The following is a 26,850-nucleotide window of genomic DNA, read 5'->3' as shown; positions in this document are numbered from 1 at the left end:
AATCTTAAAATTTGAAATTATAAGTAATACTCGGAATTGGAATAGAAAAAATTGACGTTTTATATGCTTTAATTTCTCCTTTGTCTGTTACAAAAAATACTGAATAAGGATTATTTCTACCTAAAACATTATAAACAGAAATATTCCAGAAACTATGCGCTAATTTTTTAATCTTATGATTTCCTTCAATATTAAAACCAATATCCAGTCTGAAATAATCCGGAATTCTAAATTTATTACGATCGCTATAAACAGTGTATTGTGCGTTTCCGTATTCGTAAGTCCCAATAGGGTAGGTAATTGGCCTTCCTGTTTGATAGATAAAGTTACTCGAAAAACTGTAACGTTTTGTAAATCTATAGTTTAAAACTGCACTAAAATCATGAGGTTTGTCAAAGTTAGAAGCAAAATACTTTCCGTCATTTACTTTTTCCTCATTAAATTGACTGTTTAGTTTTATTAATGATCTTGAATACGTATAGCCTAACCATCCGTTAAGTCTGCCAACTTGTTTTTTTAATAATACCTCGATACCATAAGCTTTTCCTTCGCCTTGTAAAAGTTCAGTTTCGATGTTTTCTTTTAAAAGCAATTCAGCACCAACTTTATAATCTAAAATATTTTTTGATCTTTTGTAATATCCTTCTAAACTAAGTTCCAGTTCGTCATCATTTAAGTTTTTATAAAGTCCTAATGAAACTTGTTGTGCACTTTCCGGTTTTACATTTAAATCCGAAAGTTTCCAGATATCTGTAGGCGATTGCGTCGTGTTATTTGACAGTAAATGAATGTATTGATAGGTTTTGTCATAACTTGCACGAACCGAAAAATCATCAGTTATAAAATATCGGGCAGCAAGTCTTGGTTCTAATCCGCCATATCTTTTGATGACTTCATTGTTTTTGTATGTTTTTGTTTCCGTAACAGTTGCATCACTTATAGGAAGATTATCTTCGTAAATTCTTTGATCAGATGGTCCTAGCGCAGCAAATGAAGAATATCTCAATCCAAAATCAAGCAAAAATTTATCACTGATTTTATAATTATCACCAACATAAATAGCAGATTCCAGACCTCTTTCTTTTTCTATTTCAATAGGAATTAAAGTAGATTGAGGATTTTCAGGTTTTAAATATCCGGGATTTATACCGTATAATTTACTGGAAATACCATAGCTGATTTTATGTTTCTCGTTGTATAAATAAGTCATTTTTGCAGCCAGTTGCGTCTCATTAATTTTATATCCAAAATCGAATGAGTTTATTCCGGGCGATTGATAATCAATATTAAACTTATATTCGCTATTGGTTAAAATCAGAGATCCTTTATTCTTTTCATTAAAAGTATGATTCCATTTTAATGTACCTAATCTATTGCTGTATTTGTATAATGAATCTGATGAAACACTAAATTTATCATGGCTGTAATAAAATGTAGATTCGATATCATTATTCTTGTTTATTTTATGATTGTATCTTAAAATCAAATCATAAAAGGAAGCCTGGCTATTTTTTAAATTTTCATCATCAAGGCTTTTTAAAATCCAATCAGAATAACTTGCTCTTCCTCCAACTACTAAGCTCGATTTTCCTTTAACAACAGGAGTTGAAAGCATTAAGTTGCTTGTTGCAGGTCCAATTCCGCCTTCGCCTTCAAACTTGTCAAAGCTTCCGGTTTTAGACGTAATATCAAAAACAGAAGATAATCTTCCGCCAAATTCAGCAGGAATACTTCCTTTATAGATATCAACTTTTTTGGTTGTGTAAGGATTCAAAGCTGTAAAAAAACCGAAAAAGTGCGATGGATTATATAAAACAGCATGATCTAATAAAAATAAATTTTGATCCTCTTTTCCACCTCTTACATTATATCCTGAAGAACCTTCACCAGCGGTTTTTATACCCGGCAAAGTCAAAGCTACTTTAAGGATATCGCGTTCCCCTAAAACTAAAGGAACGTTTTTAATTCCTTCTGTATCAATTGTTGTAACTCCGGTAATGGCAGATTTTGCCGTTTTGTTTCTGTTTGTTTTAACTAAAACTTCGTCAAGCTGATTTACATTATCGATTACATTAAAGTTTAAGGAACCGTCATTGTAAACCATTATATTTTTGGTCACTTTTTCGTATGAGAAAGTTTCGGTTTCAATTGTACTCATTCCTGCAGGAACTTGTAATTTATAAAATCCGTTTTTATCAGTTGTAGCAGTAAATTCAGTATTCGGAATTTTTACCAATACATTAGCAACTCCTTGTCTGTTTTTTCCGCCTCTTATAAAGCCTGAAAGTGTGTATGTTTTCTTTTTTTGATTTTTTACTTCTTTACCAATAAGCACAACATCGCGAATATTTTTATTGGGATTTCTGGAGTTTGATTTTTTTAATGAATCATACTGCTGATAAAAAACCGGAGTTACCATTTCTCCGTTTTCATTTCTTTCTAATGGAACGCCAAAATAATCATCTGGTAATTCATTGTATATAATGCTGTTGTTGGTTAAAATGATTTTATTATCGGCAATAAAAAAATTGAAACTAGTGTTCTGAAAAACATCATCCAGAACTTCGCCAATACGAACTTCTTTAAATTGTTTGTTGATAACCGTACTGTCATTTGCCAGCCATTTTTCATCAAAATAGAATTTATAATAAGAAACTTGCTCTATGTTTTGAATAACGGTTTTTAGATTAGCATTTTTGAATTCTACCGAAACTTTGTCACTGATTACCTGAGCGTATATAGTTTGCTGAAAAGCCAGCAATAATAGTATGAGCGTAATTTTTTTCATTTAATTAGAACTTTTTTAAAAGACCATTTATTTGTTTCGTTAGATTTTCCATGAACTGCTTTTTATCTGATCGTTCTAACTTTTTATCCGTGCTGTAATAGTTGCTGATTTCTTTTTTTATCGATGGGAAGATTTTCTTTACATCTTTTTCTGATTCTACTTTATAGAAAAAATTATTATATTTTATAAAGAAATCAGTGTTGTAAATAAAGTTGTAGTAAACTCCGTCTGTTTGAAATACTTTTATTTTTTCTTTTCGATGTTTAACATAAAAAGAGACTTCGCTGCCATTAAAACCTTCTTCGTAAATACCATTTATAAGGTTTGGATATTTTATGGATTCAGCTTTTAGATTGACAAATTTTTTATTCTTAATAATAAAAAAATCAACCTTGTCTTTGATTAGTGTAATTGGAAGATTCTCTGATTCGCCATTTTGTTTGTAAATAACCTGATCATCATAAATGTCATATTTAAGATTGACATTTGAATACATTTCGCCTTCAAAACTTAAATCACCAATGCTGAATTCGTCAACATAATACCTGTTTTTGTTGGCTATTGGCCGAAAAGGTTCGCTATGAACAACACCGTTATTAATATTGAGATTATCTTTTCCTACTGCATTATCAAAAAGATCGTATAATGAGGATTTTTCATTAGATTGACAATGGATATAGGAAATGTTTAAGAAGACACTAAATATCAAAAGATAAATAGTTTTTTTTTGATAATTTTTCAAAGGAATCGTGGTTTTATGTTTCTGGTTTTGGCGAATTCCAAAAGTATTAAAAAAATATATCAAAAAACAATCAACAAGTGTTAAAAAGCAATAAAAATGCCAGGTTTTATTACGGGAAACCTCATTTTGTTAAATAAATTGACCTTTTTCCTAAACGAATATATTGATAAATTAAAAATGCTGCTGTTTAGTTGAGAAAACAACTAAAAACGAAAAACCCCAATTCAAATACATGAATTGGGGTTTTCTATGAATAAACCTTTAGTAAACTAAGATCTGATTACTCTTTTTTGTCCTCACGCGGAGGTCTTTGCAAAAGTGCTTTTCTTGACACTTTTTCTTTTTTAGTTTTAGGATCTACTCCTAAGTATTTCACTTCAAATACATCGCCCATGTTTACAACATCAGCAACATTTTCAGTGCGTTCCCATGCTAATTCAGAAACGTGTAATAAAACTTCATTTCCTGGTGCAGCAGTATATTCTACAACAGCTCCAAAATCTAACATTTTAATTACTTTAACTTCATAAGCTTCTCCCATTTGTGGTTTGAAAGTGATTGACTTAATTTTAGCCAATACTGCTTCAATTCCGGCAGGATCTGTACCTAAGATTTCGATAACACCTTCTTCGTTTACTTCGTTGATCACAATAGTTGTTCCTGTAGCTTTTTGTAATTCCTGAATTACTTTTCCACCAGGTCCAATTAATGCTCCAATAAAGTTTCCAGGAATAGTTCTGGTAATGATTTTTGGTGCGTGTGCTTTTACGTCAGCTCTTGGTGCAGCGATAGTTTCAGTTAATTTACCTAAAATGTGTAAACGACCTTCACGTGCTTGTCCTAAAGCTTGTTCCATAATATCATAACGTAAACCGTCAATTTTGATATCCATCTGGCAAGCCGTGATACCGTCAGCAGTTCCCGTTACTTTAAAGTCCATGTCTCCTAAATGATCTTCATCACCTAAAATATCTGACAATACAGCAAATTTCTCTCCGTCAGTAATCAATCCCATAGCAATTCCAGAAACTGGTTTTACCATTTGAACCCCTGCATCCATCAAAGCCATTGTTCCGGCACAAACTGTTGCCATCGAAGAAGAACCGTTAGATTCTAAAACTTCAGAAACAATACGAATTGTATAAGGGCAATCAGCAGGAATCATGTTTTTCAAAGCTCTTTGAGCCAGGTTACCGTGACCAACTTCTCTTCTTGAAGTTCCTCTTAGCGGTTTTGCTTCACCAGTTGAAAAAGGAGGGAAGTTATAGTGTAAATAGAATTTCTCTTCTCCTTGTTCAGATGGAGAATCGATTTGGTTTGCTTCTCTTGAAGTTCCTAGAGTTACTGTTGCTAAAGCCTGAGTTTCTCCACGTGTAAACAATGAAGAACCGTGAACTCTTGGTAAATAATCAATTTCACACCAGATTGGTCTGATATCTGTAGTTTTTCTACCATCTAAACGAACACCTAATTCTAATACTACATTACGAACAGCTTCTTTGTTTGTTTTGTAGAAATATTTAGAAACTAAATCTCCGTCAGCAGCTAATTCTTCTTCTGTAAATAAAGCTTTTACTTCTTCTTTTACTTCAGCGAATGCAGCAGTTCTTTCGTGTTTAGCCGAACCAACTTTTGCAATAGCATAAATTTTATCGTAAGCTGCAGCTTTTACTTTTTTGTAAATTTCTTCGTTTTCTTTCTCACCTTCGTAAGTACGAATTTCTTTTTTACCAAAAGCAGCCTGCAAGCGTAATTGCGCCTGAATTTGAACTTTAATAGCTTCGTGAGCAAATTTAATTGCCTCAACCATTTCAGCTTCTGAAATTTCTTTCATTTCTCCTTCAACCATTGCAACTGAATCCAAAGAAGCTCCAATCATCATGTCGATGTCTGATTTTTCTAATTCTGTTCTGCTTGGGTTAATTACAAATTTTCCGTCGATACGTGCAACACGAACTTCAGAAATCAAGTTGTAAAAAGGAATATCTGAAACTGCCAATGCTGCAGATGCAGCTAAACCAGCTAATGCATCTGGCATAACTTCTTCATCATGAGACATTAACTGAATCATAACTTGAGTTTCAGCATGATAATCATCTGGGAAAAGCGGACGTAAAACACGGTCTACTAATCTCATTGTTAATACTTCGCTATCGCTAGGACGTGCTTCTCTTTTGAAGAAACCTCCTGGGAAACGACCAGCTGCTGCAAATTTTTCGCGGTAATCTACCGTTAATGGTAAAAAGTCTACCGCTGGGTTAGCGCTACGTGCAGATACTGCTGTTGCAAGTATCATCGTGTCGCCCATTCTTACTACTACAGAACCATCAGCTTGTTTGGCTAAACGTCCTGTCTCGATTGTGATGCTTCTGCCATCACCTAAATCGATTTTTTCTACAAATAATTGTGGAATCATAAATTTTTCCTTATTGGTTATACAATGGGTTTTAGTTGTGTTGTAGTTGTTGTGTGTAGTTGTTGTTAATCTAAAACCCAATGAAAAACCAAACTTTTTTTAATGTCAATATCAATTTCAAAAATCAATATTTATGCGTTTGTTAAGTTAAAAATCTAAAAATCTGATTTTTAATTTAAAATAAAAAAAGAGGCACTTTCGCACCTCTTTCCTATATTGATTATTTTCTGATATTCAATACTTTGATAATCTCACGATATCTGTTGATCTCTTTCTTTTTCAAGTAATCCAACAAAGCTCTTCTTTTACCTACTAATAGTACAAGTGAACGCTCTGTGTTGTAATCGTGACGATTTTTTTTCAAGTGCTCAGTTAAGTGTGAAATTCTGTAAGTGAACAATGCAATCTGACCTTCTGCACTTCCAGTGTTTGTAGCACTACCGTGTTGTGCGAAAATCTCTTCTTTCTTTTCTTTAGTTAAATACATTCCAATATTATTTAATGATTTTTATGTAGTCGTACATCTTTTGTAAGACGGTGCAAAAATAATACTTTTTTTTCGAAAAAATAAATTTAAAGATTGAAAAAATTAAAGATTTAGCAATTCAGACGAAAATCCTTCTTTATAGATGTGCTTAAATCTTGATTTTTTTAAAATAATTTAGCAACTTCTTGATTTACAAATTCTAAAAATCTTTCATCAGCCTCAGTAAAAGGATCAATAACATGGCTGTCAATATCAATTTGACCAATATTTTGGCCGTTAACAAATAAAGGAACAACGATTTCAGACTTTACAGTAAAAGAACAGGCAATATAATTGTCCTGGGCTGCAACATCCGGCACTACAAAATTTGCATTGCTTTCAGCAACTTGTCCGCAGATTCCTTTTCCAAAAGGAATCACAGTATGATCTGTTTCTGCTCCTACGTAAGGACCAAGATGTAAGGTTTTATTTTCATGATTGGCAAAATAAAAACCAACCCAGTTGTAATATTCTACATTTTCATTTAATAATTGGCAGATTGCTAATAATTTTTCGTTTCTAACTGTATTGTTATCAGCTATAATAGCGCTTACTTTTGGTTGTAATTCCTGAAATGTCATAATATAAAATTTTAATACAAAAGTATTTAAAGCTAATCTCAAAAAATACATAAATTTGAAAAAAAATTCTGTTGAAAAAATATTTAATACAATTTAAACCTTTTCTTATTTTTATAAGCACTTTTTTTGCTGCTTATATTCTGCTGACATTCATTTATAAACTCTATTTAAACAGTTTTAATGCAAATGATGTTGACGGAATTACAAAAATTGTTGGACGAAATGTCGAACAATTAATGCATTTGTTTCATTGTAATATTAAGGTAGAACCAGATTCATTGAGTTCTTATCTAAAAGTTTGGTATAATAATAAACGCATTGTTCGAATTATCGAAGGCTGCAATGCTGTTAGTGTCATTATTTTGTTTGCTTCTTTCGTGGTTGCTTTTTCTGGAAAATTCAAAACAACCGTATTTTTTATTTTGTTTGGGATTTTGTTCATTTATATTTTAAATGTTATCAGAATCGCAGTATTAATTGTTCTTTTATCTCGTTTTCCTGAAAATGAACATTTTTTGCATGGCGTTCTTTTTCCATTAATTATCTATGGATCTGTTTTTGTTTTATGGATTGTCTGGATAAATAAATTCTCGAAATATGCTAAATAGTTTAAAAGAGAATAAGTTTAAAATTCTAATCGCAATTATCATAGTATTGTGTTTCGGAATCATAAGAGCTTTAGAAAACACGCTTTTTTATGATCCGTTTTTAGATTATTTTGAGAAGGATTTTAAAAACCTGCCATTTCCTCAAGTACAAGTTTCTCAGCTTTTTATTGGGCTTTTCTTTCGATATTTTTTAAATACTATTTTGTCATTAAGCCTTATTTACGTTTTGTTTCAGGATATCGAAATTTTGAAATTTAGTGTTTTTTTATACGGATTTTTTTTAGTGATCCTTTTCGGAATGTTTTTTATAATTCTTGAATATTTCCCTGACGGAAGCTGGCTTCTTTTTTATGTCCGAAGATTTATAATTCAGCCCTTATTTGTCTTGCTGTTTATTCCGGCATTTTATTATCAGCAGCAAAATTTGAAAAAATAACATTTCATTACATCTTTCTAAAGTCTTTTTAAATAATTTTGCATTATGAGTTTAAAGAAATGCACCGGACTGTTTTTAGCGTTCCTATTGTTGGTTTCCAACATTGGGTTTGCTTTTGATGTGCATTATTGCGGAGATAAAATAGCTTCTGTTTCTTTAAATACTTCAATTTCTGCATCTCCTGAAAAGAAATGTTGCGGTGCATCCGAAAAAAAATCATCTTGCTGCAAAGACAAAGTAGTTAAGTTTGAGAAAAAATCAGATAATGCTACGCTTAAGTTTTTCTTTTTTCAGTTTGCTTTTCCGGCTGTAATTCAGGAATATAAATCAATTGCTTTTTTATCGATTCCAAATTTCAAAAGCAATCAGATTACTTCGTATTATTCAGATGCGAATGCGCCCCCTTTATTTAAATTGTATAACCAATATATTTTTTATTCCTGATTTTAATGTTTAGAATCAAGTCACTTCATGGCTTGTATGCTGCTATTTGATAGTTTCTTATTCAGAAATTTTCAAAAGCAATTCATCTAATCAACATTAAAATCATTTTTTATGCAAAAAAATATAATGCTTTTTGTTGTGTTTTTACTTTCTGTATCGGTCTTTTCGCAAGAAGATTTAGAAGAAGTAAAAATCACTAAAAAGCAAAAAGGAATTAAAAAATCCTATACGCTAACGTCTAATACAACGCTCGTTACGAGCAAAGAATTGCTAAAAGCAGCTTGTTGTAATCTGGCAGAAAGTTTTGAAACAAATCCTTCAATCGACGTCAATTTTTCAGACGCATTAACAGGAACCAAACAAGTAAAAATGTTGGGTTTAACAAGTCCGTATTTAATGATTACCGAAGAAAATATTCCTTCGGTTCGTGGCGCTTCTCAGGCTTACGGATTATCATTTACGCCAGGAACCTGGATCGAAAGTGTTCAGATTACCAAAGGAGCTGGAAGTGTTATTAACGGTTACGAAAGTATTTCAGGTCAGATAAATACCGAACTTTTAAAACCTTTAAGCGATATTCCGTTTTTCCTGAATGTCTATGGTTCTACAGATTCGCGTTTTGAATTAAATACACATTTCAATAAAAAATTGTCTGATAAATGGGCGACAAGTTTGTTTGTTCACGGAAATACCCGTGTCGCAAAAAACGATATGAACAATGATGGATTTTTGGATAATCCGTTAGGAAAACAAATCAATATTCTGAATCGTTATCAATATTATAATCCGGAAAGCGGCTTGGTTAGTTTTATCAATTTCAGATATATGAATGATAAAAAACAAACCGGAGAAGTCGATTTTGATAAAGACAGGGATCGCGGAACCACAAACCATTGGGGTTCAGAAATCAACACAGAACGCTTTGATGTTTCGACCAAAATTGGTTACGTTTTTAAAGACATGCCGTATCAGAGTATTGGTTTTCAGAATGCTTTTAACAGTCATAACCAAAACTCTTATTTTGGGTTGAATCTATATGATATTAAGCAGAATAGTTTTTATTCGAATTTAATTTTCAATTCGATTATCAATAATTCGATGCATAAATTTACAACCGGATTAAATTTTACTTACGATCAATATCAGGAATTTGTAAATGTGAATAATTATAGCAGAATTGATAATTCGGTAGGAGCGTTCTTTGAATATACGTATGATAATACAGATAATTTTAGTGTGATTCTGGGCGGAAGGGTTGATAATCATAACCGGTTAGGATTTTTTGTAACGCCTCGTTTACACATGCGATACAATCCGTGGAAAGATGGCGTTATTCGCTTTTCAGCAGGAAGAGGAAAACGTTCGGCTAATATTTTTGCCGAAAACCAACAGCTTTTTGCAAGTTCCAGAACTTTTTCGATTTTAGACAATAACGGAAAAATTTATGGACTAAATCCTGAAATTGCCTGGAATTACGGAATTAGTTTTTCTCAGAAATTCAAACTTTTCCATAAAAATGCTGATGCAGGATTTGATTTCTATCGAACCGATTTTCAAAATCAGGCTGTTGTAGATTTAATGCAAAGTCCGCACGAAGTTTTATTTTATAATTTGAAAGGAAGTTCGTTTGCAAACAGTTTTCAGTTTGAGTTTAATTACGAGCTGATCCATAATTTAAATTTAAGAACCGCCTATAAATATTACGACATTCAAACCCATTATTTAAGAGGAACTTTTGAACGACCTTTGCAGGCAAAACATCGCTTTTTAGGAAATTTAGAATATGAAACAACAGTAAATAATGACAAACAATGGAAGTTTGATTATACCTTTAACTGGTCAGGAAAACAACAATTGCCTTACACGGCTACAAATCCTGCGGAAGATCAGTTTCCGGATTTTTCGCCTTCATATGCTCTTATGAATGCTCAGGTTACAAGAGTTTTTTCTCCGGTTTTTGAAGTGTATATTGGTGGAGAAAACATTGGAAACTATGAACAGAAAAAGGCAATTTTAGGCGCAAATGATCCTTTTGGACCTAATTTTGATGCCTCTATAGCATATGCTCCAATTTATGGGCAAATGTATTATGCTGGATTAAGATTTAAAATAAAATAAAGAATTCAATAATAATAAATAATTTCAAAATGAAAAATATAATTTTAATTGCATTAGTAACATTTTTAGGATTTTCGGCACAGGCACAAACTAAAAAAAATAAGAATTTAAAATATACTACAGAAGTTAATGGTAATTGTGAACAATGTAAAAAGCGTATTGAAAAAGCTGCTTTTAGTGTTCCCGGTGTAAAAACCGCCAATTGGGATATTAGTTCGCACCAGCTTACTGTAATTTTAAACGAAGAAAAATCGTCTCCGGCAGATTTGAATAAAGCCATTGCGAAAGTTGGTCATGATACCAAAGAAGAAAAAGCTGCACAGGCGGATTATGATAATTTGCATTCTTGCTGCAAATATGAAAGACAATAATATTAAGGGTCCAGGTTTGTACCCGGGCTTTTTCAATTAGTTAATTTATCTTTAAAATACCGTATTTTATTGTGGTTAAAGTAAATTATTGTTACTTTCACGCACTATAAATATAACCAAACTCTTTATGAATAATTTTGATTGGACTCAATTAATTAACCCTGAATTTTATATTACCCTAAGTATCGGTGGTTTCCAAATTGGTTTATTTATTGTTTTGTTTATAGTTTTTGCCGAAACAGGACTTTTTGCCGGGTTTTTTCTGCCTGGAGACAGTTTGCTTTTTCTGGCAGGTATTTACAGTCGTGACTTAATTCAGAATGTTGTTGATATCCCGGCTGATTTCATAAATGTATTTTTACTTTCTACTTTAATTGCTATAATGGGAGTTTTAGGTAATATGACCGGATATTGGTTTGGAGCAAAAAGTGGCTATTACCTGTTTAAAAAAGAAGATAGTTTTTGGTTTAAAAAGAAGTACTTATTACAATCTAAAGATTTCTTTGAAAAATATGGTGGCAAAGCAATTATCTATGCACGTTTCTTGCCAATTTTCAGAAACATTTGCTCCAATTATTGCAGGTATAGTTTCTATGGATAAAAAGAAATTCATGTTCTATAATATTCTAAGTTCATTTTTATGGTCTTTTATATTGATCTTTTCAGGACATTATTTATACGGAATATTCCTGAAACAAGGAATTGATTTAAAACAACATATAGAATATATTATTGTTATTATTGTTATCATATCAACGTTTCCGGTCTTATTGAAGCTTTTAAAGAAAAGACCAAGCGAGAATATATAATAATATATTACTAAATAAATAAAAAGTCCGAAGTTATACTTCGGACTTTTTATGCTTGAATTTGAATGTGACTTAATAAATCCTGATAGATTTAGATACTATAATAAATTTGTTTTCAATATTATTTATACAATCCTAATTACGTGACTGATTGCTTGGAATACTAGATAATATATTTATAAAGTAGTTGAATTGGGAATTTTTTTAATTGGAATTTTTCAAAAAAAAACTACCACTCGTTTACTTTATTAGCATCCATTTTTAAGAAGATGAACAATAAAATAGTGAATCCCCAAAGTCCTGAACCTCCATATGAAAAGAACGGCAACGGAACTCCAATAGTAGGGAAAATTCCAATAACCATTGCAATATTTACAAAAAAGTGTGTGAAAAGAATTCCGGCAACACAATAACCGTAAACCCTGCTGAATTTTGTTTTTTGTCTTTCGGCCAAATAAATTACTCTTAAAAATAAACCAACAAAAAGAGCAATAACAACTAACGAACCAACAAATCCCCATTCTTCCCCAACGGTTGTAAAAATGTAATCGGTGTGCTGTTCAGGAACAAAACCACCTTTAGTCTGAGTTCCTTCTAAAAAGCCTTTTCCTATCCAGCCCCCGGAACCAATAGCAATTTCAGATTGATTGGTATTATATCCAATACCTTTCATGTCAACGCTTTTTCCCAGCAAAATATTAAAACGGTCTCTATGGTGCTGTTTAAAAACGTGGTCAAAAACATAATCTACAGATAAAACAAAACCTGAAATAACGACCAGCAATATTCCACTTAAAAGTAAGTTTCGGTCAACTGCCCGACCTTTAAAATGTATAATGGCTAATACTCCAAAAGCGATTAGAATTACGACATAAGGTTCTAAAACAAGTGTTAGTACAAACAATAAAATAGTGATAAAACCAGTCCATACATACCATGAAGGCAATCCTTCTCTGTATAATACAACAATGAAAATACTGTAAATTAAAGCGCTTCCCGGATCCGGTTGCGGCAGAATTAACAATACAGGTAAAAACACAATGGCTAAAGCCTGAATTTGCCTGTTTGTTTCTTTTAGGTTTATCTGAGTATCACTTAAATATTTGGCTAATGCCAATGATGTAGCGGCTTTTGCAAACTCAGAAGGCTGAAGCGTAAAACTACCTATAGCATACCAGCATCTTTGTCCGGCAATTGTTTTTCCAAAAAGGAATAAACCGGCAAGCGATAATAAGGAAACCCCAAAAATAATACTGGCATATTTTTCGTAAAACTTTCCATCAACAAAAAGTACAACAAAGATCAAAGGAATAGTACAGCCAATAAAAATCAACTGCTTTTGATACGTTCCTTCTGTCGAAAGTAACGAAGAAGAGTAGATGTTTAGCCACCCTAAAGTTACCAGCGCAATATAGATAAAGACACTTATCCAGTCAATATTATTTTTTACACTTTGATTTCTCATTTGAAATAATCTTTGTTAGTTTTCTTTAGTAGTGTCTATTGTTGTTTTTTTAACTTCAGTTTTAGGAGTTGTGTTTGGTTTCGGAACAACGATTTTAGCTTTTAAAATAGAATCTTTTGGTGTAGATTCTATTGCACTCGCTGCTGTTATACCACCAACCTTAGCATATTCGCTTAAAAGGCTTTTATTTAAAACGCGAACTTCTAAATCAGTTCTTGTAATCTTCTTTCTCAAGTATTTCTCAATCATCAAACTGGCAATTGGTCCCGCTACGTTTGCACCAAAACCTCCGTTTTCAATCATAATAGCGATTGCAATCTTCGGATTATCTTTTGGAGCAAAAGCCACAAAAATAGAGTGGTCTTTAAGTTGTGTTCTTTTTCCGTCTATTTTAGCGAAATTTTCTGCCGTACCTGTTTTTCCGCAAATGTCAATACCTTCAACTTTAAGTGCATAAGCTGTTCCTTTGTTATATACATCAAATAAACCGCTTATTACAGGAGGGAAATATTTTTGATCAATTGTCGTTACGTGCTTTGTCGTAAATTTAGCATCAATTTTTTTGCCTTCAATTTTTTTGATGATATGAGGCGTGTAATAATAACCCTGATTTGCAACCGTCGCCATCATATTGGCAAGTTGTATTGGTGTCATTAAAACTTCTCCCTGGCCAATTGAATTTGATACAATTGTTGTGCTTCTCCAGCCTCCGTTAGGATATATTTTTTTGTATGTTTTTGAGGTTGGTATGTTTCCTTTTTTACCTGTAGGCAAATCATAACCCATAAACTGGCCTAATCCAAAACTTTTTACGTGATCACTCCATACATCAACAGCTTTTCCCGGATCAGAATATTTATTAATGGTTAACATGTATGCATTTGCAAAATAGGTGTTGCAGGAATTATAAATTCCATTATGCAATTGATGCGGACCAAAACCATGACATTTCATAAAACGGCCTCTACCATAACTAAATCCGTGATGGCACATAAAAGTAGTCTGCTCATTGATTACTCCTTCTTGCAATGCCACTAAACCAGTTAAGATTTTAAATGGAGAACCCGGAGGATACTCTGCTAAAAGTCCTCTGTCGTATAAAGGTTTTGCAATCGAATCGTGATATAAAAGCGTGTAGTTTTTAGATCTTTGTCTTCCTACTAAAATGCCCGGATCATAAGATGGTGCAGTAACTAGTGCCAAAATTTCACCAGATTTAGGTTCAATAGCAACAATTCCGCCTCTTTTATTGATCATTAATTCTTCTCCGTATTTTTGAAGTTCAGCATCAATAGTCAAATTAATGTCTTCTCCGGCAACGGCAATAGTATCGTATTTTCCTTCTTTATAAGAACCAATTTCTCGGTTGTATTTATCTTTTTGAATGTATTTTACACCTTTTATTCCGCGTAAAACTTCTTCGTAGCTTTCTTCAACACCTTGTTTTCCAATTAAGTCGCCACTATTGTAATAAGGGTTTTTAGCAATTAATTTTTCATTTACCTGTACAATAGAGCCAAAAATATTGGCGCCATAATCTACTTCGTAATCACGAAGAGAACGCTTTTGAAAATAAAAACCTTCAAATTTTCTGATTTTTTCCTGAAAGGCAGCAAATTCACTTTTGTTCAGCTGAGCTAAAAATACAGATGGTAGTCTTGGGCTATAGACTTTAGCCTTGGCAATTCTTTTCTCGTATTCGTCTTTGGTAATGTTTAGCAAAGTACAGAATTCAGTAATATTTAGATTCTCCTTTATGTCTCTCGGGATAACCATGATATCATAAGAAGCCTGATTGGCCACTAATAATTTGCCGTTTCTGTCATAAATATAACCTCTTTCAGGATAGTCGTACTTCTTCTTTATTGCATTGTTTTCTGATTTTAACTTGAAGGAATCATCAACAATTTGCAAATAGAATATCCTGATCACTAGCAAAGATGCTGCAATAATAATTAAAGAGGGCAGCAGAACTTTTCTCATCGTTTATTGGGCTTAATAAGATATATTATTATGATTGAAGTGATTATTGTAAATATCGAGCTAAATAAAGTTCGAAGTAAAATATCCCAAATAAATTTAAACTGAAAAGCTTCAAGTACAAATAATACGATATGATGAATTAAAACAGAAACTAAAATAAACGAAAAACGTTCTGGTGTTAATGATTCGTTTAGTTTTATAGTTTGGTATTCGTAGCTTAATCCAAATGAAAACTTAAAAATATAAGGTCTGTAATATGCTAAGATTACACATGCCGTAGCGTGGATTCCGCCTGAATTACAAAACATATCCATTGTTAGTCCAAGCAAAAAGCTAGAGATAATAAGACCTGCTCTATTGCTGTTTACCGGATACAAAATAATGTATAAAATGTATGGAAAGGGACTTATGTACCCTAAAAAATTCATATTATTGAAAATAACAATCTGAATTGTTAGTAACATAATAAATCGAAAAATATTGACTAACAAAGCGCTATTCATCTTTTTCCTTTTTTTCTAAATTAATAAGTTCTTCTCTATCCTTACTCTTGATAATATATACATGACCTAAGTTTGTCATATCGTTAAATAGTTTAACTTTTATAACATAATAGCTTGTATTATCTTTTTTGTATATGTTTTCTACTGTACCAATATTAATTCCTTCAGGAAAAATTACAGACTGTCCGCCTGTAACGATCGTATCTCCTTTTCTAACAGAAGCCAGTCTCGGAACATCTTCTAGCTGAACAAATCCAGTGCTTTTTCCGTCCCAGGTTAAAGATCCAAAATGATTTGATTTTTTTAGCTTCGCATTAATTTGCGATTTCATATTCAATATACTGACCACAGTGGAGTATCTTGGAGAAGTATCATCGATAACTCCAACAATTCCTAAACTGTTGATAACACCCATGTCAGGTTTAATGCCATCATTTGCTCCTGAATTTAAAGTAATGAAGTTCTCATGCGTGTTATATGAGTTGTGAATTACTTTTGAAACAATAATATCAGCAGGTTTTACTCCTTTTATACTATCCGCTAAAGGGACTTTTGTAGTGTCTTCTTTATTGAATAAAAGACTTTTTAATCTTGCGTTTTCAAGTACAAGTTCGTCATTTTCAGTTCTTAAATTCAAATATTCGTTTACATGATTGATTTTTTCATAAACACCTCCGCTTAAAAAATTAGCAGAACTGATTACTTTACTTCTATGGAAAGAATGCGATTGAATTGTGAGAGCCAACGAAATACCTAAAAGCAGCAAAAACAGCAACCGATTGCTGTTTCTTATAATGAAATTAAAAATTTGCTGCATTTCTTGTTTGGTTATTTTGTTTCAGGATATGCTTTTGGGTTTTCAAATTTTATAAGAGTCAAATTCAGTTAATTCAACTCTTATAAAAATATATTGATTGATTGTTATTTTGAATCTTATTTAATTAAGATACTTTTAAATTTAGCAATGTTTTTCAGCGCCATTCCAGTTCCGCGAACAACTGCTCTTAATGGGTCTTCTGCAATATAAACAGGTAAATCTGTTTTTTGCGAAATACGTTTATCAAGACCTCTTAACATAGATCCACCACCGGCTAAATAGATACCTGTGTTGTAAATATCTGCAGCTAATTCTGGAGGAGTCTGAGATAAAGTTTCCATTACGGCATCTTCAATACGTTGAATCGATTTGTCTAATGCTTTTGCAATTTCACGATACGATACATCAACTTGTTTAGGTTTACCAGTAAGTAAATCTCTACCCTGAACTGACATATCTTCCGGAGGACCATCTAAATCTTCGATAGCAGCTCCAATTTGAATTTTTATTTTCTCTGCTGTACTTTCTCCCACAAAAAGATTGTGTTGTGTACGCATGTAATAAACAATATCATTTGTAAAAACGTCACCTGCAATTTTCACAGATTTGTCGCATACAATACCACCTAATGCAATTACAGCGATTTCAGTTGTACCACCTCCAATATCAACAATCATGTTTCCTTTTGGTTGCATAATGTCAATACCAATACCAATTGCTGCTGCCATTGGCTCATGAATTAAGTAAACTTCTTTTCCGTTTACTCTTTCACAAGATTCTTTTACAGCGCGCATCTCCACTTCAGTAATACCAGACGGAATACAAACTACCATGCGTAAAGCCGGAGTAAACATTCTTTTCTTTAATGCCGGAATACTTTTAATGAACATATTGATCATTTTTTCTGAAGCATCAAAATCGGCAATTACACCATCTTTCAAAGGCCTTATGGTCTTGATGTTTTCATGCGTTTTACCTTGCATCATATTGGCTTCCTTACCAACAGCAATGATTTTGCCTGATATTCTATCACGTGCAACGATCGACGGACTATCAATAACGACTTTATCATTATGTATGATTAAAGTGTTTGCGGTACCAAGGTCTATCGCAATATCCTCGGTCATGAAATCAAAAAATCCCATAAGTTTTTTAGGGGTTTAAAATGTTATAAATTATTTTGAACAAAGTTAAACAAATTAATGTTTAAAATGACGCGTTCCTGTAAATACCATTGCAAGATTATTTTCGTTGCAATAATTTATACTTAATTCGTCTTTTATCGAACCTCCTGGCTGAATTACTGCTGTAATTCCTGCTTTTTTGGCTAATTCTACACAATCCGGAAATGGAAAAAATGCATCACTTGCCATCGAAGCACCCGTTAAATCAAATCCAAAAGCTTTTGCTTTGTCAACAGCCTGAACTAATGCATCAACTCTTGATGTCTGACCAGTTCCTGATGAAATTAATGTTCCGTTTTTTGCAAATACAATCGTATTCGATTTTGTGTTTTTGCAAATTTTCGAAGCAAATATCAAATCTTCGATCTCCTGAGCAGTAGGTTCTGTAATTGTAACGGTTTTTAAATGCTCTTTATTATCCGTAATATTATTTCTGTCCTGAATTAACAAACCATTAAGACATGTTCTTACTTGTCTTGAAGGTAATTCAACTTCATTTTGAACTAATATAATTCTATTTTTCTTTTCTTGCAAAACTGCAATCGCATCGTCATCATAACTTGGGGCGATTACCACTTCACAAAATAATTTGTTTACTTCCTGAGCTGTAGCCAAATCAATTTTAGTATTTGCAATCAAAACACCGCCAAATGCAGATGTAGGATCACAAGCCAAAGCTGCTAGATAAGCTTCGCTAATTGTTTTTCTTGATGCCAGGCCGCAAGCATTGTTGTGTTTTAAAATAGCAAAGGTTGGTCCGTCAGTTTTAAACTCATTAATTAAGTTTACTGCAGCATCAACATCCAGTAAGTTGTTGTAAGATAACTCTTTTCCGTGAACTTTTTTGAACATAGCATCAAAATCTCCAAAAAAGAATCCTTTTTGATGTGGATTTTCTCCGTATCTCAAAACCTGACCGCCTTCGATACTTTCCTTGTAGATCGTTTCGTCTGTATTAAAATAATTAAAAATAGCGCCATCGTAATGAGAAGAAACGTGGAATGCTTTTGTAGCAAACAATCTTCTGTTTTCAAGAGTTGTCGCTCCGTTTTGTTCTGTAATAAGATCAAGAAGCAAACTATATTCGTTAACCGAAGCAACAATTACAGTGTCTTTGAAGTTTTTTGCACCGGCACGGATTAATGAAATTCCGCCAATATCAATTTTTTCAATAATATCTTGTTCGCTTGCACCAGAAGCAACCGTTTTTTCAAAAGGATACAAATCAACAATAACTAAATCAATCTGCGGAATATCAAATTCCTTCATTTGCTGAACATCGCTTTCGTTATCCTGACGATTTAAAATTCCGCCAAAAATTTTCGGGTGTAATGTTTTTACTCTTCCGCCAAGAATTTCAGGGAAAGAAGTTATATCCTCAACCGGAACTACAGGAATCCCAAGATTTTTTATGAAATCTTCAGTTCCTCCGGTTGAATAAAGTGTTACGTTTTGTTCGTGTAATTTTCTAACGATTGGCTCTAGTCCGTCTTTCGAAAAAACAGATATTAATGCCGATTGTATTGTTTTAGTTGTGCTCATTGTGTAGTTATGATTTTCAGACTGCAAAAGTAGTTTTTTTAAATATTATTTTAAAGAAATATATGTAACATTATACTAAAAAAAACTACTGATGAGTAAGTTAACTTTTATTAGGTTTTTGATTTTAATTTATTGAATTTTACTTTATTGAAAAATATGATTATATGCTACTTTATCTAAGATTATTAAAAGAAAGTTTAAGCTTTGCCATAAACGCTTTACGAAATAATAAATTGCGAACTTTATTGTCGTTATTAGGTGTTACAATTGGTATATTTTCAATTATTGCGGTTTTGGCGGCAGTCGATTCTTTAGACCGAAAAATTTCTAAAGATTTGAGCAGCTTAGATAAAAATACGATTTATTTAATGAAATATTGTTTTGGGCCATCAGAAATTCCACAATGGAAAAGGGAACAGTTTCCAAATGTAAAATATGATGAATATATTAGTTTAAAAAATTCTCTTAATAATACAGATCAGGTAGGTTATCAGCTTTTTGTAAATCACGAAAGTCTAAAATACGATTCGAAAACCGTTGCCGATGTAAATATGGTTCCTTCGTCATTTGAAATGGTCGATATCGACGGATTAAGTTTTGATAAAGGACGTTTTTATAATGAATCCGAATCAAATTCAGGAACAGCCGTTATTGTTTTGGGATATGATATTGCCGATGGCCTTTTTGGGACTACTGATCCAATTGGAAAAAATATTAGATTATACGGACAGCGTTTTACCGTTATTGGCGTAATTAAAAAACAAGGAGCTGGTTTTTTTGGAGACAGTAATGATACTTCGGTTTATTTTCCGGCTAATTTTTTACGCAGAATGTATGGCGATAGCGATGCGATGACTCCGGTAATTGTTTTAAAACCTGTAAAAGGTGTTGATATGGACGCTTATAAAGCTGAAGTTGCACAGAAATTAAGAGCCGTACGCGGAATGAAAGATGGAGAAATGGATAATTTTTTCGTGAATGTACTTTCTGGTTTCACTGATTTTATTGATGGAATTTTAGGTCAGATGAATGTTGTGGGATGGATAATCAGTGGATTTTCTCTTTTGGTTGGAGGTTTCGGAATTGCCAATATTATGTTCGTTTCGGTAAAAGAACGCACAAATTTAATTGGAATTCAAAAATCATTGGGAGCAAAAAATCGCTTTATTTTATTTCAGTTTTTATTTGAAGCCATTATTCTTTCTGTTATCGGAGGAATAATCGGATTGCTTATGGTTTGGGGAATTTCGGTAATTCTGACAAAAATGCTTGATTTTGAATTTGTTCTAAGTCTAGGAAACGTAATTTTAGGAACTACCCTTGCCGCAATCATCGGATTAATTTCAGGAATCTTGCCGGCAATTTCAGCTGCAAATCTAGATCCTGTTGAAGCTATCAGGACTGGAATGTAAATCATATTAAACTTTTATAAATAATAATTAGATAAATTTTCAACATCCAGTATGGAGAAAATTATTCATTTACTTCCTTAAAAAGGTAAATGAGATAATTTACCTTTAATTATTCTTTTTACAACTTCAATATTCCTTTAATTGTAAAATTTTGTCGTAATTTTAGTACCCTAAATTAAAATGCGATACTATGATACCAGTAAAAGCTTATGCAGCATACGATGCTGTAAATCCGTTAAAGCCCTATACGTTTGAAAGAAAAGAAGTTGGTGCAAACCAGGTTCAGATAGAAATTTTATACAGTGGTGTTTGCCATTCAGATATTCACACAGCAAAAGGAGATTGGGGACCTGTAAATTATCCATTAGTTCCCGGACATGAAATTGTTGGGAGAATTGTAGCTGTTGGAAGTGAAGTTTCTAAATTTAAAGTAGGAGAACTTGCCGGAGTTGGCTGTTTTGTTGATTCTTGCAGAACATGCCCAAGTTGCCAGGCAGGCGAGGAGCAGTTTTGCGAAGAAGGAATGACCGGAACGTATAACAGTGTCGAAAGAGGCACAAATATTCCAACCCGAGGAGGATATTCTACCAGTATTATTGTTGATGAAAATTATACACTTCATATTTCTGATAAACTTGATTTGCGTGGAGTAGCGCCATTGTTATGTGCCGGAATTACAACTTATTCTCCATTACGTTATTTAAAAGTGGGCAAAGGACATAAAGTTGGGGTTTTAGGTCTGGGAGGTTTAGGACATATGGCGGTGAAATTTGCCGTTTCTTTTGGTGCCGAAGTTACCATGTTAAGCCATTCTCCATCTAAAGAAGCTGATGCTAAAAAATTAGGAGCGCACAAATTTGCACTTACATCAGATCCCGAAACAATGGAATCTCTAGCCAATAGTTTCGATTTTATTCTAAATACTGTTTCTGCAAAACACGATCATAATGCTTATCTGAATTTGCTAAAAACCAACGGAACCATGATTGTTGTTGGAGCTCCGCCAGCGCCTGCTGAAATTCCGGTTTTTACTTTAATCATGAAAAGAAGAAGTATTATGGGAAGTTTAATTGGCGGAATCAAAGAAACGCAAGAAATGTTAGATTACTGTGCAGAACACAATATTACATCAGATGTTGAGATAATTGATATGTCGTATATTAACGAAGCTTATGATCGTATGAACAAAAGCGATGTGAAGTATCGTTTTGTAATTGATATGGCTTCTTTGAAGTAGGTTTTTTAAAGGTTCAAAGAGACAGAGTTGCAAAGGTTCAAAGGTTTTTGTTGGCATCGAGTTTTGCCCACGGATTAAACTGATTTAAACAGATTTTCGCAGAGTTTGGTCTTTGCGATTTCTATGATAAAACCAAATCTTTTTGATAAAAGGTTTGGTTTTTTATTACCGCAAAAACTCGATGTATTATTTTGTTTCTAACAGCATTTAAAACACTCATTTTATTTTTTCCTTCTGCAACTTTTCTTTTATAGTACACCCGTAAGTCATTATCTAATCGTATTGCACTCATTGCTGCCATATGAAGAATAGCTTTTAATGCTTTATCTGCCAGCATGGATACTCCGGGTCTTCTTTTTAAAGATGTTCCGGATTGAAAATCAAAAGGTACAACACCACTATAGCAAGCCATTTTTCTTGGATCTTTTATAGTTGTAAATCCTTCTGTTTTTGATAGTAATGTCCATGATAAAATCTTACCTACTCCAGGAACTGATTTTATCAGTTTTTGCTGTTTGTTAAGTTTTTCATCACTAGTTATAATTTTCTCAATATCGGCTTCTATAATCTTAATTTGGACTTCTATACTTTTAATAAGTTTCATATTTAAGCTTAATAATTGCTTATCCAGGCTAATGGTTTTCATTAATTTATAATCATATTGCTGAACAGTTAATTGCTTTTTCATTTTTATTCTTAAAGCTCTTTCTGTCAGTAGTATTTTTATCTTTTTAATTGATTCAGGACAAGGCTTCCATTGTGTCATTTCCTGATAATTTTTTTCGATAAAATTGCAGATACGAAGTGAATCAATTTTATCATTTTTGCCTCTTGTAAGACCAATGCTCTTTTTAAGATGCAAAGGAGATATTACATAAACTTTAAAGTTAAGGTTTTCAAGTACTTCATATAGATTCCAATTATATCTACCCGTATTTTCCATTGCCAGAATTACATTATCTGCCGTGTACTTTTTTAAAAAGCGCTTAATAACCGAAGCTTTATTTTCAATAGAAAAATAACTTACAACCTCTTCTTTAATGCAGATATCTAAAGTCTTACTGCTAATGTCGATGCCAATAATAATGTTTTTCATAACTTTGTTTTTACGATTTAACAAAATGATTTGAGAAATTCATCATAAGCTCAACTCCTTAATAACGGGTCTCTAGCCCAAATTTCTATCTGAGTCTTTGATGAAGAGGAAGCGAAAGTCTTAATCGCAAAATGAGTCACAAGCTCGGAGGAACGAATAGTGTACTTTGGCTTCCTTTCTCAATCATAAATTTAGTCAATTTTCAAAAAAACAAATCTAAAGGAGGAACGAAGCAATCTCATTTGCTAAATCAATATCTATTGATGTAAAAAACTTTGCGTCTTTGCGACTTTGCGAGATTATAATTTAAGAATATATAAAAAATCCCAAGAAATATTTTCCTTGGGATTTTTTTTGTATCAATATGTTTTAGAAAAGCCTTATTTTTCTTTTAATAATTTTTCTAAAAACTCATTCTTTTCTTTTTCTACCTGAACTAAACGTTCGTACAATTCAACTACTTTATCTAATGGATTAAAGGTGCAATTAACGGGATTATTGATTCCATTAGCAACACTATTATCATAAAATGTATTAAAATACGTAATCATATTTTCTTCTGTAAAGTTTTTTATAGCTTCAACGCTTACGCCAAGTGCTTTTGCTACTTCTACAAGTTTTTCGTCTTCTATAGTTTCGCTGTTTTCTATTGCAGATACAGTTTGTTGAGATATTCCTAAAGCTTGTGCCAAAGCTTCTTGTTTCATGTCTTTTAGTTCACGAATACGGCTAATTTTTCGCCCTATATGATTTGGTTTCGTTGCTGCGCTCATAAGTCAAAGATATTTATAATGCTTTAAAAAAAATCGGTTTTGGTAAAAAACTGATCAATTTATGTTCGATACGTTTTTATGATAGTTTGCTTGGGTACAAAACTATTATTTGCGTTTGGAGATCAAACAAAAATACAATTTTTCAGACAAGTATTGTTTAGTTGATATTAAAATCACACATCGGGAAAAATTCCGTAGGAATGCAATATTTGTAGCAACGGAATTTATTCTGATGAGATAGGAAATGACGTGTTTTAAAGTTCCGTAGGAACGATATATATTATTTGTTATTAGGAAGTTTAATTTTTGTCTTGTCCCATTTTATCGAATCAGGATAATAGTAATCACTATTGTTTTTGTATTTCAAAACAGTATCTTCTTCTTGTGTAGTTCTTCTTATGTGATACGTTTGTATGATGTTACTTTTTAAAAAATCCAAAAAATAAGGGTTTTTAATTGTATCGCTTTGTGAGCCTATTGTTAAAAATTGTCTCTTTTTCTCTTTTGTTAAAATATTTTCTGAGAGAAAATCGCTTAGACATTTTTTCGGAATTTTGACAATATCTTTTGGTTGTAGATCAAGAAAATGTGGAAGTGTGTCTTTTTCTTTACCATAGCTACATAAGATTTCAATGTATCTTTTTTGATAAAAATATAAATTCCCTTTCTTGTCGATTATTAATTGGCTTTCTCCATAGAAAAATCCCTTTGTTGATGGAGGGAGAACAACTCTATTTGTATGAGTTTTTATGGAATCATAATATTTTTCACGTTCTTTATCTTCATAGGAGATGATATAAGGTTTGTTTTTAATAATAACCTTTTCTTCTTTTTTAGCGCAATTCAAAAGAAACAGACAAACTATAAAACCAATTAAAACTCTTTTCATAAAGTAAGATTTAAAATAAAGATATAAAAAAATCCCATCGGCCGAAGCGAATGGGATTTTATATGTTAAGAAGTTCGGAAACTATCTAATTGTATTATTTTGAATCAAATCGATGTATAAGTTGATCTTATCTTTCAATTCTTTTCTTGGCGTGATAAAGTCAAGGAAACCATGCTCTAAAAGAAACTCAGCAGTTTGAAAACCTTCTGGTAAATCTTTACCGGTAGTGTCACGAACAACACGAGGACCGGCAAAACCAATCAAAGCGCCTGGCTCAGAAATATTAATATCTCCTAACATTGCATATGATGCAGTTGTTCCTCCGGTTGTAGGATCCGTACAAAGTGAAATATAAGGTAATTTAGCTTCAGCTAGTTGAGCCAGTTTTACAGATGTTTTTGCTAATTGCATTAACGAATAAGCAGCTTCCATCATACGTGCTCCACCAGATTTAGAAATCATTACAAAAGGCAATTTGTTTTTGATCGCGTGATCAATACCTCTGGCGATTTTTTCTCCAACAACCGCTCCCATAGATCCACCAATAAAGGCAAAATCCATACAGCAAATTACAAGTTCTTTTCCTTTCGATTTTCCCACTCCTGTACGCACAGCGTCTTTCAGGTGAGTTTTCTCCATTACATCTTTCAATCTTTCTGCATATTTTTTTGTATCAACAAAATGCAAAGGATCTTTTGATGTCATGTTTTTATCCAATTCAACAAATTCATTATTGTCGAATAAAATTTCAAAATAGGTTGCGCTTCCAATTCGAACGTGAAAATCATCTTCAGGACTAACAAATAAGTTTCTGGCTAATTCGTCAGCGTCAATAATTTTTCCAGTAGGAGATTTGTACCACAATCCTTTCGGAACGTCCATCTTATCTTCAGTAGCAGTCGTAATCCCTTTTTCGTGTCTTTTAAACCAAGCCATATTTTTTTGTTTTTTTTGTTTCAGGTTTAAAGTTTAAAGTTGCTAAAACTTGAAACCTGAAACTTTAAACTTTTACTTATAGTGTATTCACATTATTTAAATCTGCAAAAGCTTGCTCAAGTCTTGTATTGAATGTCACTTCGCTCTCACGAACCCATTTTCTTGGGTCATAATATTTTTTGTTAGGAACTTCAGAACCTTCCGGGTTACCAATTTGTGTTTTTAAATAGTCAATATTTTTAACCATATAATCACGAATTCCTTCAGTATATGCAAATTGTAAATCAGTATCAATGTTCATTTTGATAACTCCGTAGCTAATTCCTTCTCTGATTTCTTCAAGTGTAGAACCTGAACCTCCGTGGAAAACGAAATCTACCGGGTTTGGACCAGTTTTGAATTTGTTTTGAACGAAATCCTGAGAATTTTTTAAGATTTTTGGAGTCAATTTTACGTTTCCTGGTTTGTAAACACCGTGAACGTTTCCAAAAGCAGCTGCAATTGTAAATTTAGGACTTACTTTAGATAATTCTTCGTAAGCATAAGCTACTTCTTCTGGCTGTGTGTATAATTTTGAGCTATCAACATCAGAGTTGTCAACACCATCTTCTTCACCACCTGTAATACCAAGTTCGATTTCTAATGTCATTCCCATTTTGCTCATTCTGGCCAAATATTCTTTACAGATCTCGATGTTTTCTTCGATTGGCTCCTCAGACAAATCGATCATATGAGAACTGAATAATGGTTTTCCTGTTTCTGCAAAATGTTTTTCAGATGCATCTAACAAACCATCAATCCAAGGTAATAATTTTTTTGCACAGTGGTCAGTATGTAAAATTACTGTTGCACCGTATGCTTCTGCTAAAGTGTGGATATGTAATGCTCCGGCGATTCCACCAGCGATTGCTGCTTTTTCACCTGCGTTAGATAATCCTTTTCCAGCGTTAAATTGTGCTCCTCCGTTTGAAAATTGAATGATAACTGGCGCATTTAGTTTCGCTGCAGTTTCAAGAACTCCATTGATTGTGCTAGACCCCGTAACATTTACTGCTGGTAAAGCAAATCCTTTTTCTTTTGCATAATTAAAAATCTCCTGAACCTGATCTCCTGTAGCTACTCCTGGTTTAATATTGTGTGCCATTGTAATTTTTTTTATAGTTGTTTTTAGTTT

At 32.6% G+C, this 26,850-nt stretch carries 23 protein-coding genes and 1 pseudogene; 8 read left to right on the top strand and 16 right to left on the bottom strand.

What is annotated here, in order from left to right:
- Nucleotides 1-4: 4 nt before the first annotated feature.
- From ACZ0AH_RS21160 to ACZ0AH_RS21140, 5 genes are all read right to left on the bottom strand, one after another.
- A complete protein-coding gene (locus ACZ0AH_RS21160; protein ID WP_463477726.1) occupies nucleotides 5-2,788 on the bottom strand; it encodes a TonB-dependent receptor in 2,784 nt (927 codons plus the stop codon).
- Between the two features lie 4 nt (nucleotides 2,789-2,792).
- Complete coding sequence (locus tag ACZ0AH_RS21155) at nucleotides 2,793-3,530, bottom strand: hypothetical protein (RefSeq protein WP_463477725.1); 738 nt, start codon at nucleotides 3,528-3,530, stop codon at nucleotides 2,793-2,795.
- A gap of 280 nt (nucleotides 3,531-3,810) precedes the next feature.
- Complete coding sequence (locus ACZ0AH_RS21150; protein WP_463477724.1) at nucleotides 3,811-5,946, bottom strand: polyribonucleotide nucleotidyltransferase; 2,136 nt, start codon at nucleotides 5,944-5,946, stop codon at nucleotides 3,811-3,813.
- Nucleotides 5,947-6,166: 220 nt separating this feature from the next.
- Complete coding sequence (rpsO, locus tag ACZ0AH_RS21145) at nucleotides 6,167-6,433, bottom strand: 30S ribosomal protein S15 (RefSeq protein WP_029271792.1); 267 nt, start codon at nucleotides 6,431-6,433, stop codon at nucleotides 6,167-6,169.
- 164 nt (nucleotides 6,434-6,597) lie between these two features.
- Entirely contained in the window at nucleotides 6,598-7,053 is a 456-nt protein-coding gene (locus ACZ0AH_RS21140; protein WP_463477723.1) for a GAF domain-containing protein, read from the bottom strand.
- 71 nt (nucleotides 7,054-7,124) lie between these two features.
- Here ACZ0AH_RS21140 and xrtF point away from each other — a divergent pair, with 71 nt between their 5' ends.
- The 6 genes and pseudogenes from xrtF (at nucleotide 7,125) to ACZ0AH_RS21110 (ending at nucleotide 11,839) form a co-directional block, all read left to right on the top strand.
- Nucleotides 7,125-7,661 (top strand): exosortase family protein XrtF, encoded by a 537-nt coding sequence (gene xrtF, locus ACZ0AH_RS21135; protein ID WP_463477722.1) that lies wholly within the window; start codon nucleotides 7,125-7,127, stop codon nucleotides 7,659-7,661.
- Nucleotides 7,651-8,097: an exosortase F system-associated membrane protein gene (locus ACZ0AH_RS21130; protein ID WP_463477721.1), complete on the top strand. Its 447-nt coding sequence runs from the start codon at nucleotides 7,651-7,653 to the stop codon at nucleotides 8,095-8,097. Before xrtF ends, ACZ0AH_RS21130 begins: the two co-directional genes overlap by 11 nt.
- Before the next feature lie 45 nt (nucleotides 8,098-8,142).
- Nucleotides 8,143-8,541: an HYC_CC_PP family protein gene (locus tag ACZ0AH_RS21125; RefSeq protein WP_463477720.1), complete on the top strand. Its 399-nt coding sequence runs from the start codon at nucleotides 8,143-8,145 to the stop codon at nucleotides 8,539-8,541.
- 111 nt (nucleotides 8,542-8,652) lie between these two features.
- Nucleotides 8,653-10,659 carry a TonB-dependent receptor plug domain-containing protein gene (locus tag ACZ0AH_RS21120; protein ID WP_463477719.1) on the top strand — a complete coding sequence of 669 codons (2,007 nt, stop codon included), beginning with the start codon at nucleotides 8,653-8,655 and terminating at the stop codon, nucleotides 10,657-10,659.
- A gap of 29 nt (nucleotides 10,660-10,688) precedes the next feature.
- Complete coding sequence (locus tag ACZ0AH_RS21115) at nucleotides 10,689-11,030, top strand: heavy-metal-associated domain-containing protein (RefSeq protein ID WP_463477718.1); 342 nt, start codon at nucleotides 10,689-10,691, stop codon at nucleotides 11,028-11,030.
- 127 nt (nucleotides 11,031-11,157) lie between these two features.
- Nucleotides 11,158-11,839 (top strand): annotated as a pseudogene (locus ACZ0AH_RS21110) (DedA family protein).
- 229 nt (nucleotides 11,840-12,068) lie between these two features.
- Here the strand turns inward: ACZ0AH_RS21110 and rodA are convergent.
- From rodA to purH, 6 genes are all read right to left on the bottom strand, one after another.
- The gene (rodA, locus tag ACZ0AH_RS21105) at nucleotides 12,069-13,304 is read right to left on the bottom strand and encodes a rod shape-determining protein RodA (protein ID WP_463477717.1); all 1,236 of its coding nucleotides are present in this window, start codon (nucleotides 13,302-13,304) and stop codon (nucleotides 12,069-12,071) included.
- A 15-nt stretch (nucleotides 13,305-13,319) separates the two neighbouring features.
- Complete coding sequence (gene mrdA / locus ACZ0AH_RS21100) at nucleotides 13,320-15,287, bottom strand: penicillin-binding protein 2 (RefSeq protein ID WP_463477716.1); 1,968 nt, start codon at nucleotides 15,285-15,287, stop codon at nucleotides 13,320-13,322.
- On the bottom strand, nucleotides 15,284-15,790 hold the full coding sequence (locus ACZ0AH_RS21095) for a rod shape-determining protein MreD (protein WP_463477715.1): 507 nt from the start codon (nucleotides 15,788-15,790) through the stop codon (nucleotides 15,284-15,286). The genes mrdA and ACZ0AH_RS21095 overlap by 4 nt, the downstream gene beginning before the upstream one ends.
- A complete protein-coding gene (mreC, locus tag ACZ0AH_RS21090; protein ID WP_463477714.1) occupies nucleotides 15,783-16,607 on the bottom strand; it encodes a rod shape-determining protein MreC in 825 nt (274 codons plus the stop codon). The genes ACZ0AH_RS21095 and mreC overlap by 8 nt, the downstream gene beginning before the upstream one ends.
- A 116-nt stretch (nucleotides 16,608-16,723) precedes the next feature.
- Nucleotides 16,724-17,752, bottom strand: a complete 1,029-nt coding sequence (locus tag ACZ0AH_RS21085) for a rod shape-determining protein (protein WP_007804822.1) — start codon at nucleotides 17,750-17,752, stop codon at nucleotides 16,724-16,726.
- Nucleotides 17,753-17,806: 54 nt separating this feature from the next.
- Nucleotides 17,807-19,333 (bottom strand): bifunctional phosphoribosylaminoimidazolecarboxamide formyltransferase/IMP cyclohydrolase, encoded by a 1,527-nt coding sequence (gene purH / locus ACZ0AH_RS21080; RefSeq protein WP_463477713.1) that lies wholly within the window; start codon nucleotides 19,331-19,333, stop codon nucleotides 17,807-17,809.
- A gap of 164 nt (nucleotides 19,334-19,497) precedes the next feature.
- On the opposite strand from purH, the gene ACZ0AH_RS21075 reads away from it, so the two are divergent.
- Complete coding sequence (locus ACZ0AH_RS21075) at nucleotides 19,498-20,745, top strand: ABC transporter permease (RefSeq protein WP_463477712.1); 1,248 nt, start codon at nucleotides 19,498-19,500, stop codon at nucleotides 20,743-20,745.
- A gap of 190 nt (nucleotides 20,746-20,935) precedes the next feature.
- Nucleotides 20,936-21,982: an NAD(P)-dependent alcohol dehydrogenase gene (locus ACZ0AH_RS21070; RefSeq protein ID WP_463477711.1), complete on the top strand. Its 1,047-nt coding sequence runs from the start codon at nucleotides 20,936-20,938 to the stop codon at nucleotides 21,980-21,982.
- 121 nt (nucleotides 21,983-22,103) lie between these two features.
- Here ACZ0AH_RS21070 and ACZ0AH_RS21065 read toward each other — a convergent pair whose 3' ends face one another.
- The 5 genes from ACZ0AH_RS21065 to fbaA form a co-directional block, all read right to left on the bottom strand.
- A complete protein-coding gene (locus ACZ0AH_RS21065) occupies nucleotides 22,104-23,078 on the bottom strand; it encodes an IS110 family RNA-guided transposase (protein ID WP_463475246.1) in 975 nt (324 codons plus the stop codon).
- Nucleotides 23,079-23,458: 380 nt separating this feature from the next.
- Nucleotides 23,459-23,851, bottom strand: a complete 393-nt coding sequence (locus ACZ0AH_RS21060) for a helix-turn-helix domain-containing protein (RefSeq protein ID WP_463477710.1) — start codon at nucleotides 23,849-23,851, stop codon at nucleotides 23,459-23,461.
- Nucleotides 23,852-24,131: 280 nt separating this feature from the next.
- A complete protein-coding gene (locus ACZ0AH_RS21055; RefSeq protein WP_463477709.1) occupies nucleotides 24,132-24,740 on the bottom strand; it encodes a hypothetical protein in 609 nt (202 codons plus the stop codon).
- An 81-nt stretch (nucleotides 24,741-24,821) separates the two neighbouring features.
- Nucleotides 24,822-25,676, bottom strand: coding sequence for an acetyl-CoA carboxylase, carboxyltransferase subunit beta (gene accD / locus ACZ0AH_RS21050; protein ID WP_029271807.1), 855 nt, complete (start codon nucleotides 25,674-25,676; stop codon nucleotides 24,822-24,824).
- Nucleotides 25,677-25,752: 76 nt separating this feature from the next.
- Nucleotides 25,753-26,820, bottom strand: coding sequence for a class II fructose-bisphosphate aldolase (gene fbaA / locus ACZ0AH_RS21045; protein ID WP_463477708.1), 1,068 nt, complete (start codon nucleotides 26,818-26,820; stop codon nucleotides 25,753-25,755).
- Between the last annotated feature and the right edge of the window lie 30 nt (nucleotides 26,821-26,850).

The sequence above is a fragment of the Flavobacterium sp. AC105 genome (assembly GCF_979258495.1).
Note: the sequence above shows the minus strand (reverse complement) of the source record. Positions and strands in the feature narration are given on the sequence as shown.

Coding starts and splice junctions, on each gene's coding strand:
- ACZ0AH_RS21160 (WP_463477726.1), bottom strand. CDS start 2,788: ATGAAAAAAATTACGCTCATACTATTATTGCTGGCTTTTCAGCAAACT.
- ACZ0AH_RS21150 (WP_463477724.1), bottom strand. CDS start 5,946: ATGATTCCACAATTATTTGTAGAAAAAATCGATTTAGGTGATGGCAGA.
- rpsO (WP_029271792.1), bottom strand. CDS start 6,433: ATGTATTTAACTAAAGAAAAGAAAGAAGAGATTTTCGCACAACACGGT.
- ACZ0AH_RS21140 (WP_463477723.1), bottom strand. CDS start 7,053: ATGACATTTCAGGAATTACAACCAAAAGTAAGCGCTATTATAGCTGAT.
- ACZ0AH_RS21130 (WP_463477721.1), top strand. CDS start 7,651: ATGCTAAATAGTTTAAAAGAGAATAAGTTTAAAATTCTAATCGCAATT.
- ACZ0AH_RS21125 (WP_463477720.1), top strand. CDS start 8,143: ATGAGTTTAAAGAAATGCACCGGACTGTTTTTAGCGTTCCTATTGTTG.
- ACZ0AH_RS21120 (WP_463477719.1), top strand. CDS start 8,653: ATGCAAAAAAATATAATGCTTTTTGTTGTGTTTTTACTTTCTGTATCG.
- ACZ0AH_RS21115 (WP_463477718.1), top strand. CDS start 10,689: ATGAAAAATATAATTTTAATTGCATTAGTAACATTTTTAGGATTTTCG.
- rodA (WP_463477717.1), bottom strand. CDS start 13,304: ATGAGAAATCAAAGTGTAAAAAATAATATTGACTGGATAAGTGTCTTT.
- mrdA (WP_463477716.1), bottom strand. CDS start 15,287: ATGAGAAAAGTTCTGCTGCCCTCTTTAATTATTATTGCAGCATCTTTG.
- ACZ0AH_RS21095 (WP_463477715.1), bottom strand. CDS start 15,790: ATGAATAGCGCTTTGTTAGTCAATATTTTTCGATTTATTATGTTACTA.
- mreC (WP_463477714.1), bottom strand. CDS start 16,607: ATGCAGCAAATTTTTAATTTCATTATAAGAAACAGCAATCGGTTGCTG.
- ACZ0AH_RS21085 (WP_007804822.1), bottom strand. CDS start 17,752: ATGGGATTTTTTGATTTCATGACCGAGGATATTGCGATAGACCTTGGT.
- purH (WP_463477713.1), bottom strand. CDS start 19,333: ATGAGCACAACTAAAACAATACAATCGGCATTAATATCTGTTTTTTCG.
- ACZ0AH_RS21075 (WP_463477712.1), top strand. CDS start 19,498: ATGCTACTTTATCTAAGATTATTAAAAGAAAGTTTAAGCTTTGCCATA.
- ACZ0AH_RS21070 (WP_463477711.1), top strand. CDS start 20,936: ATGATACCAGTAAAAGCTTATGCAGCATACGATGCTGTAAATCCGTTA.
- ACZ0AH_RS21065 (WP_463475246.1), bottom strand. CDS start 23,078: ATGAAAAACATTATTATTGGCATCGACATTAGCAGTAAGACTTTAGAT.
- ACZ0AH_RS21060 (WP_463477710.1), bottom strand. CDS start 23,851: ATGAGCGCAGCAACGAAACCAAATCATATAGGGCGAAAAATTAGCCGT.
- ACZ0AH_RS21055 (WP_463477709.1), bottom strand. CDS start 24,740: ATGAAAAGAGTTTTAATTGGTTTTATAGTTTGTCTGTTTCTTTTGAAT.
- accD (WP_029271807.1), bottom strand. CDS start 25,676: ATGGCTTGGTTTAAAAGACACGAAAAAGGGATTACGACTGCTACTGAA.
- fbaA (WP_463477708.1), bottom strand. CDS start 26,820: ATGGCACACAATATTAAACCAGGAGTAGCTACAGGAGATCAGGTTCAG.